The sequence below is a fragment of the Streptomyces sp. NPDC057428 genome, from assembly GCF_042803195.1.
Lineage (GTDB): Bacteria > Actinomycetota > Actinomycetes > Streptomycetales > Streptomycetaceae > Streptomyces.
Map to the genome: position 1 here is coordinate 17785 of NZ_JBHVCT010000068.1, position 17023 is coordinate 34807.

General features: G+C 69.7%; 13 protein-coding genes. 12 read left to right on the top strand and 1 reads right to left on the bottom strand.

What is annotated here, in order from left to right; genetic code table 11:
* The first annotated feature begins 55 nt into the window (after positions 1 to 55).
* The 12 genes from uvrA (at position 56) to pgi (ending at position 15565) form a co-directional block, all read left to right on the top strand.
* Positions 56 to 3076, top strand: coding sequence for an excinuclease ABC subunit UvrA (gene uvrA, locus ACFU5K_RS23425; protein ID WP_384064921.1), 3021 nt, complete (start codon positions 56 to 58; stop codon positions 3074 to 3076).
* Between the two features lie 222 nt (positions 3077 to 3298).
* Positions 3299 to 3727 (top strand): Rieske (2Fe-2S) protein, encoded by a 429-nt coding sequence (locus ACFU5K_RS23430; protein ID WP_384064922.1) that lies wholly within the window; start codon positions 3299 to 3301, stop codon positions 3725 to 3727.
* 195 nt (positions 3728 to 3922) lie between these two features.
* Positions 3923 to 6070 carry an excinuclease ABC subunit UvrC gene (gene uvrC / locus ACFU5K_RS23435; protein ID WP_384064923.1) on the top strand — a complete coding sequence of 716 codons (2148 nt, stop codon included), beginning with the start codon at positions 3923 to 3925 and terminating at the stop codon, positions 6068 to 6070.
* Positions 6067 to 7038 carry an RNase adapter RapZ gene (gene rapZ, locus ACFU5K_RS23440; RefSeq protein ID WP_384064925.1) on the top strand — a complete coding sequence of 324 codons (972 nt, stop codon included), beginning with the start codon at positions 6067 to 6069 and terminating at the stop codon, positions 7036 to 7038. Before uvrC ends, rapZ begins: the two co-directional genes overlap by 4 nt.
* The gene (yvcK, locus tag ACFU5K_RS23445; protein WP_384064926.1) at positions 7035 to 8069 is read left to right on the top strand and encodes a uridine diphosphate-N-acetylglucosamine-binding protein YvcK; all 1035 of its coding nucleotides are present in this window, start codon (positions 7035 to 7037) and stop codon (positions 8067 to 8069) included. The genes rapZ and yvcK overlap by 4 nt, the downstream gene beginning before the upstream one ends.
* Entirely contained in the window at positions 8060 to 9049 is a 990-nt protein-coding gene (gene whiA, locus ACFU5K_RS23450) for a DNA-binding protein WhiA (RefSeq protein WP_327119736.1), read from the top strand. Before yvcK ends, whiA begins: the two co-directional genes overlap by 10 nt.
* A gap of 704 nt (positions 9050 to 9753) precedes the next feature.
* The gene (gap, locus tag ACFU5K_RS23455) at positions 9754 to 10764 is read left to right on the top strand and encodes a type I glyceraldehyde-3-phosphate dehydrogenase (protein ID WP_384064929.1); all 1011 of its coding nucleotides are present in this window, start codon (positions 9754 to 9756) and stop codon (positions 10762 to 10764) included.
* Between the two features lie 111 nt (positions 10765 to 10875).
* Positions 10876 to 12087, top strand: coding sequence for a phosphoglycerate kinase (locus tag ACFU5K_RS23460; protein WP_384064931.1), 1212 nt, complete (start codon positions 10876 to 10878; stop codon positions 12085 to 12087).
* Between the two features lie 6 nt (positions 12088 to 12093).
* Entirely contained in the window at positions 12094 to 12882 is a 789-nt protein-coding gene (tpiA, locus tag ACFU5K_RS23465; protein ID WP_384064933.1) for a triose-phosphate isomerase, read from the top strand.
* 138 nt (positions 12883 to 13020) lie between these two features.
* On the top strand, positions 13021 to 13257 hold the full coding sequence (gene secG / locus ACFU5K_RS23470) for a preprotein translocase subunit SecG (RefSeq protein WP_384064934.1): 237 nt from the start codon (positions 13021 to 13023) through the stop codon (positions 13255 to 13257).
* A 109-nt stretch (positions 13258 to 13366) separates the two neighbouring features.
* Positions 13367 to 13702 carry an RNA polymerase-binding protein RbpA gene (locus ACFU5K_RS23475; protein ID WP_078598194.1) on the top strand — a complete coding sequence of 112 codons (336 nt, stop codon included), beginning with the start codon at positions 13367 to 13369 and terminating at the stop codon, positions 13700 to 13702.
* Between the two features lie 210 nt (positions 13703 to 13912).
* Complete coding sequence (pgi, locus tag ACFU5K_RS23480) at positions 13913 to 15565, top strand: glucose-6-phosphate isomerase (protein WP_384064937.1); 1653 nt, start codon at positions 13913 to 13915, stop codon at positions 15563 to 15565.
* Between the two features lie 207 nt (positions 15566 to 15772).
* On the opposite strand, the gene ACFU5K_RS23485 is transcribed toward pgi, so the two are convergent.
* Positions 15773 to 16825 carry an aldo/keto reductase gene (locus tag ACFU5K_RS23485; RefSeq protein WP_384064938.1) on the bottom strand — a complete coding sequence of 351 codons (1053 nt, stop codon included), beginning with the start codon at positions 16823 to 16825 and terminating at the stop codon, positions 15773 to 15775.
* Positions 16826 to 17023: the final 198 nt, after the last annotated feature.

The following is a 17023-nucleotide window of genomic DNA, read 5'->3' on the forward strand; positions in this document are numbered from 1 at the left end:
TACCCTGGGACGGGGCTCAGTTCCCCCGCTTCTCTCCAGAAAGGTGCGGACCGGCGTGGCCGACCGTCTCATCGTCCGTGGCGCGCGCGAGCACAACCTGAAGAACGTCTCGCTCGATCTGCCCCGTGACTCCCTCATCGTCTTCACCGGGCTCTCCGGATCGGGCAAGTCGTCCCTCGCGTTCGACACGATCTTCGCCGAGGGCCAGCGGCGCTACGTGGAGTCCCTCTCCTCGTACGCGCGCCAGTTCCTCGGCCAGATGGACAAGCCGGACGTGGACTTCATCGAAGGCCTCTCGCCGGCCGTCTCCATCGACCAGAAGTCGACCTCGCGCAACCCGCGCTCGACGGTCGGCACGATCACCGAGGTCTACGACTACCTCCGGCTGCTCTTCGCCAGGATCGGCAAGCCGCACTGCCCCGAGTGCCACCGGCCGATCTCGCGCCAGTCTCCGCAGGCCATCGTGGACAAGGTGCTGGGGCTGCCCGAGGGCAGCCGCTTCCAGGTACTCTCCCCGCTGGTGCGCGAGCGCAAGGGCGAGTTCGTCGACCTCTTCGCCGACCTCCAGACCAAGGGCTACAGCAGGGCGCGGGTGGACGGCGAGACGATCCAGCTGTCCGAGCCGCCCACGCTGAAGAAGCAGGAGAAGCACACCATCGAGGTGGTCATCGACCGCCTCACGGTGAAGGACAGCGCCAAGCGCCGGCTGACCGACTCCGTCGAGACCGCGCTGGGCCTCTCGGGCGGCATGGTCGTCCTCGACTTCGTCGACCTCGAGCAGGACGACCCCGAGCGTGAGCGGATGTACTCCGAGCACCTCTACTGCCCGTACGACGACCTCTCCTTCGAGGAGCTGGAGCCCCGCTCCTTCTCCTTCAACTCCCCCTTCGGCGCCTGCCCCGACTGCACGGGCATCGGCACGCGGATGGAGGTGGACCCGGAGCTGATCGTCCCGGACGAGGACAAGTCCCTCGACGAGGGCGCGATCCACCCCTGGTCGCACGGCCACACCAAGGAGTACTTCGGGCGCCAGATCAACGCGCTGGCGGAGGCCCTCGGATTCCGCACGGACATCCCGTGGGCCGGACTGCCGCAGCGCGCCAAGAAGGCCCTGCTCCACGGCCACAAGATCCAGACCGAGGTGCGCTACCGCAACAGGTACGGCCGCGAGCGCGCCTACACCACCCCGCGCTTCGAAGGCGCCGTGCAGTACGTCAAGCGGCGTCACTCCGAGGCCGAGAGCGACTCCAGCAGGGAGCGGCTCGAGGGCTACATGCGCGAGGTGGCCTGCCCGACGTGCAAGGGCACCCGGCTCAAGCCGCTGGTGCTCGCCGTCACGGTGATGGAGAAGTCCATCGCCGAGGTCGCCGCGATGTCGATCAGCGAGTGCGCCGAGTTCCTCGGCCGCCTCAAGCTGAACGCCCGCGACAAGAAGATCGCCGAGCGGGTGCTCAAGGAGGTCAACGAGCGGCTGAGGTTCCTCGTGGACGTCGGTCTCGACTACCTCTCGCTGAACCGTGCCGCGGGCACCCTGTCCGGCGGCGAGGCCCAGCGCATCCGGCTCGCCACCCAGATCGGCTCCGGTCTCGTCGGGGTGCTCTACGTCCTGGACGAGCCGTCCATCGGGCTGCACCAGCGCGACAACCACCGGCTCATCGAGACCCTGGTCCGACTCCGGGACATGGGCAACACGCTCATCGTCGTCGAGCACGACGAGGACACCATCAAGGTCGCCGACTGGGTCGTCGACATCGGCCCGGGCGCCGGTGAGCACGGCGGCAAGGTCGTCCACTCGGGCTCGCTCGAGGAGCTCCTCGCCAACAAGGAGTCGATCACCGGGCAGTACCTCTCCGGCCGGCGGTCGATCGAGATGCCGGACGCCCGGCGCCCGGTCGACCCGAAGCGCCGGCTCACGGTGCACGGTGCCCGGGAGAACAACCTCCAGGACATCGACGTCTCCTTCCCGCTCGGCGTGCTCACGGCCGTGACCGGCGTTTCCGGTTCGGGCAAGTCGACCCTGGTCAACGACATCCTCTACACCCACCTGGCGCGCGAGCTCAACGGCGCCAAGTCGGTCCCCGGGCGGCACACCCGAGTCGACGGCGACGACCTCGTCGACAAGGTCGTGCACGTGGACCAGTCGCCGATCGGCCGCACGCCCCGGTCCAACCCGGCGACGTACACCGGTGTGTTCGACCACGTCCGCAGGCTGTTCGCCGAGACGATGGAGGCGAAGGTCCGCGGCTATCTGCCGGGGCGCTTCTCCTTCAACGTCAAGGGCGGCCGCTGCGAGAACTGCTCCGGTGACGGCACGATCAAGATCGAGATGAACTTCCTTCCCGACGTGTACGTCCCGTGCGAGGTCTGCCACGGTGCGCGCTACAACCGGGAGACGCTGGAGGTCCACTACAAGGGCAAGTCCATCGCCGAGGTGCTGGACATGCCGATCGAGGAGGGCCTGGAGTTCTTCGAGGCCGTCCCGACCATCGCCCGCCACCTGCGCACGCTCAACGAGGTCGGCCTCGGATACGTCAGGCTCGGCCAGTCCGCGCCGACACTGTCCGGCGGTGAGGCACAGCGGGTGAAGCTGGCGAGCGAGCTGCAGAAGCGCTCCACCGGCCGCACGGTCTACGTCCTGGACGAGCCGACGACCGGTCTGCACTTCGAGGACATCAGCAAGCTCATCTCGGTGCTGTCGGGCCTGGTCGACAAGGGCAACACGGTGATCGTCATCGAGCACAACCTCGATGTCATCAAGACCGCCGACTGGGTCGTCGACATGGGGCCCGAGGGCGGCAACGGCGGAGGCCTCGTCGTCGCCGAGGGCACCCCGGAGCACGTCGCCGCGGTGCCCGCCAGCCACACCGGGAAGTTCCTCCAGGAGGTCCTCGGCGCGGACCGGGTCGCCGACGCCACGGTGCCGGGCGCCCGTAAGCCGGCCGGCAGGGCGGCCGCGAAGAAGGCGGTGGCCGCGAAGGCGACCTCCGCCCGACGCACGGCCACGGCGAGGACGACCGCGAAGACGGCGGCCGGCAAGCCCGCCGCGAAGAAGGCCACCCGCGCGCGGAAGGCCTGACACCGCACGCGCGGGGGCGGCCCCCGGCGCCGAGGGGGCGGCCCCGCGGTGCCGGGGGCCGTGCCGCGTCCGGGGGGCGGCGAGGGCCGGTGGGGCCGGTGGGAAGGCCGTCGTTCTCCGCCGGTATCGTCGGGTCTGTCGCCCATGCCCTCGGGCGCGACCCGTGTCCGTGCCCCCGGACGGACACGGCGGCCCTCTGTCCCCCCGACCCGTGGAGACCGCATGTCCGGCCTGCCCGCCGCCCGCCGTACCGTGCTGAAGGGCGCCGCGCTCGCCGGCGTCGCAGGGCTGGGAGTGGCCGCCTGCTCGACCGAGTCGAAGCTCGGTCACGCGCAGACGCCGACGCCCACCGCGCCCGTGGAACTCGGTGCCCCGGACGAGGTTCCGGTCGGCGGATCGAAGCTCTACCGGGAACAGCGGGTCGTCGTGAGCTGCCCCGCCGCCGGTCAGTACAAGGCGTTCAGCGCGCAGTGCACCCACGCGGGCTGCCTGCTGGACAAGGTCGAGGACAACGTGGGCAACTGCCCCTGCCACGGCAGCCGCTTCGACGTCACCACCGGCAAGGCCGTACAGGGTCCTGCCACCGTGCCGCTGCCCGCGGTCCCGGTGAAGGTCGAGGGCGGACGGCTCGTCGCGGGCCCCGACGCCTGACCGGGAGCCGGTGGACTCAGGGGGCCTCGCGGCCCGACGGCGTCCCGCCGTCCGACGGGCGCACTGAGCCTGCGGCCGCCCGCGTGACGACTGACGCCCGCAAGGGCCGCGCAATTGCGGCCGGGTACGCGTGCCACCGGTCACCGGTGTCACGGAAACGCCGCTGTGTCACCGCCCGCAAGTAGGGTGTGAGACATGGCAGACCCCTCCAGCTACCGCCCCAAGCCGGGACAGATCCCCGACTCCCCGGGGGTCTACAAGTTCCGCGACGATCACCGCCGGGTGATCTACGTCGGCAAGGCCAAGAACCTGCGCCAGCGCCTGGCCAACTACTTCCAGGACCTGGCCGGCCTGCATCCGCGTACCCGCACGATGGTCACCACGGCCGCATCCGTCGAGTGGACCGTGGTCTCCACCGAGGTGGAGGCGCTGCAGCTGGAGTACACCTGGATCAAGGAGTTCGACCCCCGGTTCAACGTCAAGTACCGGGACGACAAGAGCTATCCCTACCTCGCCGTCACGCTCAACGAGGAGTTCCCGCGCGTCCAGGTCATGCGCGGTGCCAAGAAGAAGGGCGTCCGCTACTTCGGTCCGTACGGGCACGCATGGGCGATCCGCGAGACCGTCGACCTGATGCTCCGGGTCTTCCCCGTGAGGACGTGTTCCGCCGGGGTGTTCAAGAACGCCGAGCGCACGGGCCGGCCCTGTCTCCTCGGATACATCGGCAAGTGCTCCGCACCGTGCGTCGGCCGCGTCACCCCGGAGGAGCACAGGGAACTGGCCGAGGACTTCTGCGACTTCATGGCGGGCCGCACCGGGACGTACATCCGCCGCCTGGAGAAGGACATGGTGCAGGCGGCCGAGGACATGGAGTACGAGCGGGCGGCCCGGCTGCGCGACGACGCGGGAGCGCTGAAGCGGGCCATGGAGAAGAGCGCCGTGGTCCTTGCCGACGCCACCGACGCGGACCTGATCGCCGTCGCGGAAGACGAGCTCGAAGCGGCGGTGCAGATCTTCCACGTCCGGGGTGGCCGGGTCCGTGGACAGCGCGGCTGGGTCACCGACAAGGTCGAGGCGGTCGACACCGCCGGCCTGGTCGAGCACGCGCTGCAGCAGTTGTACGGCGAGGAGTCGGGCGACTCCGTACCCAAGGAGGTGCTCGTCCCGGCGCTCCCGGAGGACCCGGACGCCGTCTCCCAGTGGCTCGCCGGCCGTCGCGGCTCCCAGGTCAGCCTGCGCATCCCGCAGCGGGGCGACAAGAAGGACCTGATGGGCACGGTCCAGCGCAATGCCCAGCAGGCTCTGGGGCTGCACAAGACCAGGCGCGCCTCCGACCTCACGACCCGCTCCCGCGCACTGGAGGAGATCGCGGAGGCCCTCGGTCTCGACACCGTGCCGCTGCGCATCGAGTGCTTCGACATCTCGCACCTGCAGGGCGACGACGTCGTCGCGTCCATGGTCGTGTTCGAGGACGGCCTCGCACGCAAGAGCGAGTACCGCCGCTTCCAGATCAAGGGCTTCGAGGGCCAGGACGACGTCCGGTCGATGCACGAGGTCATCGGCCGCCGCTTCAAGCGGTACCTCCAGGAGAGGGAGCGGACGGGGGAGTGGGAGGAGACCCCGGCGCCCACGGGCCCTGCCCCGGCCCCCGGGGAGGCGGCGCCCGGGTCCCGTGAGCAGGGCGAGGCGTCCGGAGCGGGCCTGACCGGCACCGACAGCCCCACGGACCCCACCGGGGCGGACTCGACCGTCCCGGGCCCGGTCGGCCCGGCCCCGGCCGCGGGGACGCCGTCGAGGGAGGAGCCCCGCGAGGACGACGGGCGGCCCAAGCGCTTCGCCTACCCGCCGCAACTCGTCGTCGTCGACGGTGGGCAGCCCCAGGTCGCGGCCGCGAAGCGGGCGCTGGACGAGCTGGGCATCGACGACATCGCCGTGTGCGGTCTCGCCAAGCGCCTGGAAGAGGTCTGGCTGCCGGACGACGACCCGGTGGTGCTGCCCCGCTCCAGTGAGGGCCTCTACCTCCTCCAGCGCATCCGGGACGAGGCCCACCGCTTCGCCATCACCTACCAGCGGGCCAAGCGGGCCAAGCGCATCCGCACCAGTCCGCTCGACGACGTCGCCGGGCTCGGCGAGACCCGCAAGCAGGCGCTGATCAAGTACTTCGGCTCCGTGAAGCGGCTGCGGCAGGCCACAATCGACGAGATCTGCGAGGTCCCGGGGATAGGGCGCAGGACGGCGGAGTCGGTTGCCGCCGCCCTCGCCGCCGCCGCTCCGGCCGCACCCGCCGTGAACACCGCCACAGGAGAGATCATTGAAGAGGACGACGGGGGCAGCACGACATGAACGAGCACGCGCATGAACGCCAGGACGAAGGCGACCGAGCAGACGGAGCGGTACACGTGAGTACGGGAAGCGGAAGCACCACGGAGACGGCCGAGGCCACCACGCCCGTCATCCCGGAGCTGGTCATCATCTCCGGTATGTCGGGCGCCGGGCGCAGTACCGCCGCCAAGTGTCTGGAGGACCTGGGCTGGTTCGTCGTAGACAACCTGCCGCCCGCGCTGATCCCCACCATGGTGGAACTCGGCGCCCGCTCCCAGGGCAACGTCGCCCGCATCGCCGTCGTCGTCGACGTCCGGGGACGCCGCTTCTTCGACAACCTCCGGGAGTCCCTCGCGGACCTGGCCGCCAAGAGCGTCACCCGGCGGATCGTCTTCCTGGAGTCCTCCGACGACGCCCTCGTGCGCCGGTTCGAATCCGTGCGCCGCCCCCACCCGCTGCAGGGCGACGGCCGCATCGTCGACGGCATCGCGGCCGAGCGGGACCTGCTGCGCGAGCTGCGGGGTGACGCCGACCTCGTCATCGACACCTCCAGCCTCAACGTGCACGAGCTGCGCGCCAAGATGGACGCCCAGTTCGCCGGCGACGAGGAGCCGGAGCTGCGCGCGACGGTGATGTCGTTCGGCTTCAAGTACGGCCTGCCCGTCGACGCCGACCTCGTCGTCGACTGCCGCTTCCTGCCGAACCCGCACTGGGTACCGGAGCTGCGTCCCTTCACCGGGCTCAACGAGGAGGTGTCCGACTACGTCTTCGACCAGCCCGGCGCCAAGGAGTTCCTCAACCAGTACACGGAGCTCCTGCAGCTCATCGCCGCCGGCTACCGCCGTGAGGGCAAGCGCTACGTGACCATCGCCGTGGGCTGCACGGGCGGCAAGCACCGCTCCGTGGCGATGTCGGAGAAGCTGGCCGCCCGGCTGTCCACCGAAGGCATCGAGACCGTCCTCGTCCACCGGGACATGGGGCGCGAGTGACCAGTCGCAATCTGCGTCAGCGGCGTCTGAGCAGGGCCACGGCAGCCCTCTCCGGGCGCAAGCGGGGCGCGCAGCCCAAGGTCGTCGCCCTGGGCGGAGGCATGGGGCTGTCGGCGTCGCTCACGGCACTGCGCCGGATCACCGGTGACCTCACGGCCGTGGTCACCGTCGCCGACGACGGCGGCTCCAGCGGCCGGCTCCGGGAGGAGCTCGGTGTGCTGCCGCCCGGTGACCTGCGCAAGGCGCTCGCGGCGCTCTGCGGCGACGACGAGTGGGGCCGTACGTGGTCCCAGGTCATCCAGCACCGCTTCGAGTCCAAGGGCGACCTGCACGAACACGCGGTGGGCAATCTGCTCATCGTCGCCCTCTGGGAACAGCTGGGCGACCACGTCCAGGCCCTCGACCTCGTCGGCAAGCTGCTCGGAGCGCACGGCCGGGTGCTGCCGATGTCCGCCGTCCCCCTGGAGCTCCAGGCGCTGGTGCGCGGACACGATCCGGCGTGGCCCGACGACGTCTCCACCGTACGCGGCCAGGCGACTGTGGCGCTGACGCCGGGCGAGGTGCAGTCCGTCCACGTGGTTCCCGCCGACCCTCCGGCGGTCCCCGAAGCGGTTGCCGCGGTCCTCGACGCGGACTGGGTGGTACTGGGGCCGGGGTCCTGGTTCTCCTCCGTGATTCCGCACCTCCTGGTGCCCGAACTGCTCGACGCGCTGGTGACCACGAAGGCGCGTAAGGTCCTCTCGCTGAACCTCGCGCCGCAGCCCGGTGAAACAGAAGGCTTCTCACCGCAGCGTCATTTGGAGGTTTTGGGACGACACGCCCCTAAACTCGCCATGAACGTGGTGCTGGCCGACGAGGCCGCCGTGCCCGACCGCGAGTCCCTCGCCGATGCCGCCCTGCGGCTCGGAGCCGCGGTCGAGCTGGCCCCCGTGGCCTCACCCGACGGCGTTCCGATTCACGATCCGGAGCTGTTGGCCGCCGCGTACGACCGTATTTTTCGGATGCATGGAAGGATCGGCCCATGGCGATGACGCCAGCGGTGAAGGACGAAATCTCTCGGCTTCCCGTGACCCGGACCTGCTGCAGAAAGGCAGAGGTCTCGGCGATTCTCCGGTTCGCGGGCGGGCTGCACCTGGTGAGCGGCCGGATTGTGATCGAGGCCGAGCTGGACACCGCGATGGCGGCCCGGCGGCTCAAGCGGGACATCCTGGAGATCTTCGGGCACAGCTCGGAGCTCATCGTGATGGCTCCTGGCGGACTGCGCCGCGGCTCGCGCTACGTGGTGCGGGTGGTGGCCGGCGGTGACCAGCTGGCGCGCCAGACCGGACTGGTGGACGGCCGCGGCCGTCCTATCCGCGGCCTCCCGCCGCAGGTGGTCTCGGGGGCCACCTGCGACGCCGAGGCGGCCTGGCGCGGCGCCTTCCTAGCCCACGGCTCGCTGACGGAGCCCGGCCGCTCCTCCTCGCTCGAGGTCACCTGCCCCGGTCCCGAGGCCGCGCTCGCCCTGGTCGGGGCCGCACGCAGGCTCTCCATCGCGGCCAAGGCCCGTGAGGTGCGCGGCGTGGACCGTGTCGTCGTCCGCGACGGCGATGCGATCGGCGCGCTGCTGACCCGGCTCGGCGCGCATGAGTCCGTGCTGGCGTGGGAGGAGCGCCGCATGCGGCGCGAGGTGCGCGCCACGGCCAACCGGCTCGCCAACTTCGACGACGCCAACCTCCGCCGCTCGGCCCGCGCCGCAGTGGCCGCGGGAGCCCGGGTGGGGCGCGCGCTGGAGATCCTGGGCGAGGAGGTTCCGGAGCACCTCGCGGCGGCCGGCCGGCTGCGCATGGAGCACAAGCAGGCCTCTCTGGAGGAGCTGGGCGCGCTCGCCGACCCGCCGCTGACCAAGGACGCGGTGGCGGGCCGGATCCGGCGCCTGCTCGCGATGGCCGACAAGCGGGCCCAGGACATCGGCATCCCCGGCACGGAGGCGACGCTCAGCGAGGAGATGGCCGACGGGCTCGTCGGCTGAGAGCTGCGACACGACGCCCGCCCCGCAGCGGCGGGCGACCGCATGGCGGCCCGCCCCCGGTGCGGCGGGCCGTCTCGCACAGGCACGAGCACCTGCGCAAGCCGCCGACGGCCGCGCCCGGAGCCGGTCTGCCGCCCCGCTTCGAAACCCCGAGCGGAATTGGCCGAAAGGCTGCAGCTCATCGATTGAGCGCCGCCCCGCGAGAATGAGCGGATAAGATCCGGCGGTTCTGCCGTCCGTGCACGCCGAAAGGGTGCGACGGCCCTGAATTCATCCATTGAGATCCCCTCCGCACAATTGAGCGCGCTGAGCGGGATCGAATCCGTGTGCGGCGAAAAAACATGCCCCGCGGTGGCATTGCCGAACGGGGTGCCGCAGACGGCGTTTACCTGGGCCCGACCCGGTCCGGTGACTCCCGGTGACGGCGTGACGGTGTGTGCAGCTTGGCGTGCCCGCATCGCAAGGGAGCGGCCGGGAGGGTGTGTTGACGCTTGGTGATCGCCGGGTCCGCCGAGTCCGCGGCCGAGGCCGGTCCGGAACCGGAGTTGTGTGCTCCTACCGGAGAGTAGGTAACTCCCTCTCCGGACCGTCCCGCTCGATGTCACTCCCGGGCCTTGGGGGAGGTAGGGTCGGAGGCGGTCGGGGACATCCCTAATAAAACTCGCCGGCATCGAAACCGGCGTTCCTAACGAGGAGATCGGTTCGTGACGATCCGCGTAGGCATCAACGGCTTTGGCCGCATCGGTCGTAACTACTTCCGCGCGCTGCTGGAGCAGGGTGCGGACATCGAGATCGTGGCTGTCAACGACCTGGGTGACACTGCGACCACTGCCCACCTGCTGAAGTACGACACCATTCTGGGTCGGCTCAAGGCAGAGGTCAGCCACACCGCCGACACCATCACCGTCGACGGCCACACCATCAAGGTGCTCTCCGAGCGCAACCCGGCCGACATCCCCTGGGGTGAGCTGGGTGTCGACGTCGTCATCGAGTCGACCGGCATCTTCACCAAGAAGGCCGACGCCGAGAAGCACATCGCGGGTGGCGCCAAGAAGGTCCTCATCTCGGCTCCGGCCAAGGACGAGGACATCACCATCGTGATGGGCGTCAACCAGGACAAGTACGACGCGGTCAACCACCACGTCATCTCCAACGCCTCCTGCACCACCAACTGTGTGGCGCCGATGGCCAAGGTCCTCGACGAGAACTTCGGGATCGTCAAGGGCCTGATGACGACGGTCCACGCGTACACGAACGACCAGCGCATCCTGGACTTCCCGCACTCGGACCTGCGTCGCGCCCGCGCCGCCGCCGAGAACATCATCCCGACCACGACGGGCGCCGCCAAGGCGACCGCCCTGGTCCTCCCGCAGCTCAAGGGCAAGCTCGACGGCATCGCGATGCGCGTCCCGGTACCGACCGGTTCCGCCACCGACCTCGTCGTGACCCTGAAGCGCGAGGTCACCAAGGACGAGGTCAACGCCGCGTTCAAGAAGGCGTCCGACGACGGCGACCTCAAGGGCTTCCTGACCTACACCGAGGACCCGATCGTGTCCTCGGACATCGTCGGTGACCCGTCGTCCTGCACCTTCGACTCCTCCCTGACGATGGTCCAGGAAGGCAACTCGGTTAAGATCCTCGGCTGGTACGACAACGAGTGGGGTTACTCCAACCGCCTCGTCGACCTGACCGTCTTCGTCGGCGGCCAGCTCTGATCCTCGGATCGGCAGGCATTTCGATGTGAGTAAGGGGCTCGGACGGCGCGACGTGGCGCCGTCCGAGCCCCTTGCGTGCTCATCCGTCCTTCCAAGGAGTACCGCTAACAGATGAAGACGATCGACGAACTTCTCGACGAAGGGGTCGCGGGCAAGCGGGTATTCGTCCGCGCCGACCTCAACGTGCCGCTGGACGGCACCACGATCACCGACGACGGCCGCATCCGCGCCGTCCGGCCGACGGTCGCCCGGCTCGCCGAAGCCGGCGCACGCGTCGTCGTCGCCTCGCACCTCGGCCGCCCCAAGGGTGCCCCGGACCCGGCCTTCTCGCTGGCGCCCGCAGCCGCGCGCCTGGGGGAACTGCTCGGGGCCGAGGTCGCCTTCGCGACCGACACCGTGGGGGAGTCCGCCCGCTCCACGGTCGCCGGTCTCGCCGACGGCCAGGTCGCCGTCATCGAGAACCTTCGCTTCAACGCCGGTGAGACCTCCAAGGACGACGCCGAGCGCGGCGCCTTCGCGGACCGGCTCGCCGAGCTCGCCGACGTCTACGTCGGCGACGGCTTCGGCGCCGTGCACCGCAAGCACGCCTCGGTCTACGACCTCCCGTCCCGTCTGCCCCACGCGGCCGGCGGCCTGATCGCCACCGAGGTCGGTGTCCTGAAGAAGCTCACCGAGGACGTCGCGCGCCCGTACGCCGTGGTCCTCGGCGGTGCCAAGGTCTCCGACAAGCTCGGCGTCATCGACCACCTGCTGGAGAAGGCCGACCGCATCCTCATCGGCGGCGGCATGGCGTACACCTTCCTCAAGGCCAAGGGCTACGAGGTCGGCATCTCGCTGCTCCAGGAGGACCAGGTCCCGGCCGTCCAGGGTTACCTCAAGCGGGCCGAGGAGCTCGGTGTGGAGTTCGTTCTCCCCGTCGACGTCCTGGTCGCGCGCGAGTTCCCGGACCTGAAGACGAAGGCCCCGGCCAACCCCACCACGGTCGCCGCCGACGCCATCCCGGCCGACCAGGAGGGCCTGGACATCGGGCCCGAGACCCGCAAGCTGTACGCGACGAAGCTCGCCGACGCGGCCACCGTCTTCTGGAACGGCCCCATGGGCGTCTTCGAGCACCCCGACTACGCCGAAGGCACACGAGCCCTCGCGCAGGCGCTCGTCGACTCCCCGGCCTTCAGCGTGGTCGGCGGAGGGGACTCCGCGGCCGCCGTACGCATCCTGGGCTTCGACGAAAACGCGTTCGGACACATCTCGACCGGTGGCGGTGCCAGCCTCGAATACCTCGAGGGCAAGACGCTTCCCGGCCTCGCCGCACTGGAGGACTGACCCTCAATGACTGCTTCCACACAAGGACGCATCCCGCTCATGGCGGGCAACTGGAAGATGAACCTCAACCACCTCGAGGCCATCGCGCACGTCCAGAAGCTCGCCTTCGCCCTGGCCGACAAGGACTACGACGCGGTCGAGGTCGCCGTCCTGCCGCCCTTCACCGACCTGCGTTCGGTGCAGACGCTGATCGACGGCGACAAGCTGAAGATCAAGTACGGCGCCCAGGACCTCTCGGCCCACGACTCCGGCGCGTACACCGGCGAGATCTCCGGTTCCATGCTCGCCAAGCTGAAGTGCACGTTCGTGGCCGTCGGCCACAGTGAGCGGCGCCAGTACCACGGTGAGGACGACGCGGTCTGCAACGCCAAGGTGAAGGCCGCGTACAAGCACGGCCTGACCCCGATCCTCTGCGTCGGCGAGGGCCTGGACATCCGCAAGGCCGGTGACCAGGTCCCCTACACGCTGGCCCAGCTCGACGGCGCCCTCGAGGACATCCCGGCCGAGCAGGCCGAGTCCATCGTGATCGCCTACGAGCCGGTCTGGGCCATCGGGACCGGCGAGGTCGCCACCCCCGAGGACGCCCAGGAGGTCTGCGGAGCGATCCGCCGCCGGCTCGCCGAGCTCTACTCGCAGGAGCTGGCCGACGCCGTCCGCATCCAGTACGGCGGCTCGGTGAAGTCCGGAAACGTCGCGGCCATCATGGCGCAGCCCGACGTGGACGGCGCCCTCATCGGTGGTGCCGCTCTGGACGCCGACGAGTTCGTCAAGATCGTCCGCTTCCGCGACCAGTAGGATCGTCCGCTTCCGCCACCTGTGAGTATGCGGTGGAGCGGATCCGTCGTACCCTTGCGGGGGCCGAGGGGGGTATACCCCCGGCCCCCGCTGTTCGTACAAGCAGTCCTATGGAATTCCGGAAAGTAGGGACCAGCCGTGATTTTGGCGTTCGAGATCGCCCTGATCGTCTTCAGCCTGCTGCTGATGCTGCTGGTGCTGATGCACAAGGGCAAGGGTGGCGGCCTCTCCGACATGTTCGGTGGCGGAATGCAGTCCTCCGTCGGTGGCTCGTCCGTCGCCGAGCGAAACCTCGACCGCATCACCGTTGTGATTGGTCTGGCCTGGTTCGCGTGCATTGTCGTCCTTGCGCTGCTGATCAAGCTGGACAGCTGACCCGTCGTCGGCGAATCCCGGTGAGGGTGTAACTCCTTTCACTGGACGCGCGTTGGGCCTTACGTAGACTGGGGCATCTTCGAGCACCATCACGCAGGGAGTTACGACCGTGGCAAGTGGCAACGCGATCCGGGGAAGCCGGGTCGGAGCGGGGCCGATGGGGGAGGCCGAGCGAGGCGAGTCCGCGCCGCGCCTGCGCATCTCCTTCTGGTGCTCGAACGGGCACGAGACGCAGCCCAGCTTCGCCCATGACGCGCAGGTACCGGAGACCTGGGACTGCCCGCGCTGTGGCTTCCCGGCCGGACAGGACAGGGACAGCCCGCCGGCCCCGCCGCGCACCGAGCCGTACAAGACGCATCTTGCGTACGTGCGGGAACGGCGCAGCGACGCGGACGGCGAAGCCATCCTCGCTGAAGCCCTCGCGAAACTCCGCGGCGAGATCTAGTGCCCCTCCCGGCAAGCTTTGCCCCGTCGCGCAAACATTGCCGGTCGCGGCTCTAGAAGTTGTTCACCGACCGGTCACCCCCTGGGTGCCCGGCCGGAGTGCTTGTGTCGCTCTCCAGCCTGCCGCTGCTCGGGCATAACCTCCAGATCAATTAGGTTGGAGATGCAGCGGGGAAGGTGCAGGCACGAGAAGAAGTGGGCGATTTCCGGGATGAACGCACAAGGCCGAACCAAGCTCAGTCAGCTGCCCGAATGGGTGGCGCTCGGCAAGCACCGTGAGGAGTTCGGCGACACGCATCTGCGCCGGCTGTTCGCGCAGGCGCCGGACCGCGGGACGGCGTACACCCTCAGGGTCGGCGACCTGCACATCGACTACTCCAAGCACCTGGTGAACGACGAGACGCTGCGTCTGCTGCGTGACCTCGCCGCCGCCACGGGAGTGGCCGAGCTCCGGGACGCCATGTTCCGCGGCGAGAAGATCAACACCACCGAGGACCGTGCGGTCCTCCACACCGCGCTCCGCGCCCCGCGCGGCGCCGTGATCGAGGTCGACGGCGAGAACGTGGTCCCGGCCGTGCACGCCGTGCTGGACAGGATGGCGGAGTTCGCCGACCGGGTCAGGGCCGGCGAGTGGACCGGTCACACCGGCAAGCCGGTCAAGAACATCGTGAACATCGGCATCGGGGGCTCCGACCTCGGCCCGGCCATGGCCTACGAGGTGCTGCGCTCCTTCACGGACCGCTCGCTCACCGTCCGCTTCGTGTCGAACGTCGACGGCGCCGATCTCCACGAGGCCGTCCACGACCTCGACCCGGCCGAGACGCTGTTCATCGTCGCGTCCAAGACCTTCACCACGATCGAGACCATCACGAACGCCACCTCGGCGCGCGACTGGCTGCTCACCGGGCTGAAGGCGGGTCAGGAAGCCGTCGCCAAGCACTTCGTGGCGCTGTCCACCAATGCGGACAAGGTCACGGACTTCGGCATCGACACGGCCAACATGTTCGAGTTCTGGGACTGGGTCGGCGGACGCTACTCCTTTGACTCGGCGATCGGCCTCTCGCTGATGATCGCCATCGGACCCGAGCGGTTCCGCGAGATGCTCGACGGCTTCCACCTCGTCGACGAGCACTTCCGCACCGCTCCGGCCGAGGAGAACGCTCCGCTGCTGCTGGGGCTCCTGGGTGTCTGGTACGGCCAGTTCTTCGACGCCCAGGCGCACGCGGTCCTGCCTTACAGCCACTACCTGTCCAAGTTCACGGCGTACCTGCAGCAGCTGGACATGGAGTCCAACGGCAAGTCCGTGGACCGGGACGGCAATCCGGTCGAGTGGCAGACCGGCCCGGTCGTCTGGGGTACCCCCGGCACCAACGGGCAGCACGCCTACTACCAGTTGATCCATCAGGGCACGAAGATCATCCCGGCCGACTTCATCGGCTTCGCGTCGCCGGTCCAGGACCTGCTGCCCGGGCTGATCGCCCAGCACGACCTGCTCATGGCCAACTTCTTCGCCCAGACCCAGGCGCTCGCCTTCGGCAAGACGCCCGAGGAGGTCCGCGCGGAGGGTGTGCCCGAGGAGCTCGTGCCGCACAAGACGTTCCGCGGTAACCACCCGACGACCACCGTCCTCGCCGAGCGGCTCACACCGTCGGTGCTCGGCCAGCTGATCGCGCTGTACGAGCACAAGGTGTTCGTCCAGGGCGCGGTCTGGAACATCGACTCCTTCGACCAGTGGGGCGTCGAGCTCGGCAAGGTCCTGGCCAAGAAGATCGAACCGGTGCTGACCGAGGGCGCCGGCGGGGAGCAGCTGGACAGCTCCACCGCCGCGCTCGTGGCGACGTACCGCTCGCTGCGGGGTCGCTGAGCCGTTTGGCCGAAGGCGCCGTCGGCCATGATCGGAGCGGGCCGGCATCGGCTTCGGCACAGGGGGCGGGAACCGAACGCGAGGACCCTGGGCCCGGACGAGATCCGGGCCCAGGGTCCTTGTCCGGCGCGGTCCGGCAACGGGCAGCCGGTGCCGGCCGGTACGTCCGGGCCGGCTGCCCCTCAGTCGCTGACCCCGACCGCAGGCTCAGCCGGCCGCTGCGCGTTCCCCGGCGGGGCGCCTGCGGTGCGCCTTCTCGGTGAGGGACTGCGGTTGCCAGACGCCGTCCGCGCGATAGAGGTCGGTGCCCGGTGCCACGATCTCGTCGATCCGGTCGAGAGTCGCGTCGTCGAGCACGAGGTCGGCTCCCTTGAGCAGCGAGGTGAGCTGGTCCATGGTGCGCGGACCGATGATGACCGACGTGACGGCCGGGTGCACCAACGGGAAGGCCACCGCCAGCTCCGGCAGGGTGCATCCCAACTCTTCCGCCAGCAGAGCGAGTTGTTCGACCGTTGCCAGTTTCTCCACGTTGCCCGGTACGGCGGGGTCGAAGCGGTGCGGAGTGTGCCGGGCGCGGCCGGTGGTGAGATCGGCGGGCCGGCCCTCTCGGTAGGCGCCGGACATGTACCCCGAAGCCAGCGGTGACCAGGTCAGCACGCCCATGCCCAGGCGCCGGGCGGTGGGCAGCACGGACCGTTCGACGCCGCGCGCGAGGATCGAGTACGGCGGCTGCTCCGTGCGCGGACGCATCAGGCCCCGCCGCTCGGCCACATGGTGAGCCTCGACGAGGTCCTCGGCGGGAAACGTGGAGCAGCCGAACGCGCGGATCTTGCCCGCCCTCACCAGGTCGCCGAGGACGGACAGAGTCTCCTCGATGTCGGTGGTGTGGTCGGGGCGGTGCACCTGGTAGAGGTCGATCCAGTCCGTGCCCAGGCGCCGCAGACTGTTCTCGACGGCCGTGAGGATCCAGCGGCGCGAGTTGCCGCTGCGGTTGCGTCCTTGGCCCAGCGGGAAGTGCACCTTCGTCGCCAGTACGACGTCGTCGCGCCTGCCCTTGAGGGCCTTGCCGACGATCTGCTCGCTCTCCCCGGCCGAATACATGTCCGCGGTGTCCACGAAGTTGATGCCGGCGTCGAGCGCGGTGTTGATGACGCGCGCGCTGTCCTCGTGGTCGGGGTTGCCGATGGTGCCGAACATCATCGTGCCGAGGCAGTGGGTGCTGACCTCGATGCCGGTCTTGCCGAGTACTCGATAGCGCATACGGGTGCTCCGTCGATGGCTGGTCGGGCTCGTCAGTCTAGGAGGTGGAGTGCACTCGACCACAAGGCCGCAGGGAGGTTCCGCGGGCCCCTCTGTACTCGCGAACGCCCCTCACCGGCAAAGGCGTTGGTGAGCCGGCGCGACGAACCTGGCGCGCCCACGGCAGAGGCCCGGCCCGCTCCCTGGAACCCAGGGAGC

Excerpts from the sequence above, each read along its gene's own strand:
- ACFU5K_RS23430 (WP_384064922.1), top strand. The coding sequence starts at position 3,299 with ATGTCCGGCCTGCCCGCCGCCCGCCGTACCGTGCTGAAGGGCGCCGCG.
- uvrC (WP_384064923.1), top strand. The coding sequence starts at position 3,923 with ATGGCAGACCCCTCCAGCTACCGCCCCAAGCCGGGACAGATCCCCGAC.
- rapZ (WP_384064925.1), top strand. The coding sequence starts at position 6,067 with ATGAACGAGCACGCGCATGAACGCCAGGACGAAGGCGACCGAGCAGAC.
- whiA (WP_327119736.1), top strand. The coding sequence starts at position 8,060 with ATGGCGATGACGCCAGCGGTGAAGGACGAAATCTCTCGGCTTCCCGTG.
- ACFU5K_RS23460 (WP_384064931.1), top strand. The coding sequence starts at position 10,876 with ATGAAGACGATCGACGAACTTCTCGACGAAGGGGTCGCGGGCAAGCGG.
- ACFU5K_RS23485 (WP_384064938.1), bottom strand. The coding sequence starts at position 16,825 with ATGCGCTATCGAGTACTCGGCAAGACCGGCATCGAGGTCAGCACCCAC.
- pgi (WP_384064937.1), top strand. The coding sequence starts at position 13,913 with ATGAACGCACAAGGCCGAACCAAGCTCAGTCAGCTGCCCGAATGGGTG.
- tpiA (WP_384064933.1), top strand. The coding sequence starts at position 12,094 with ATGACTGCTTCCACACAAGGACGCATCCCGCTCATGGCGGGCAACTGG.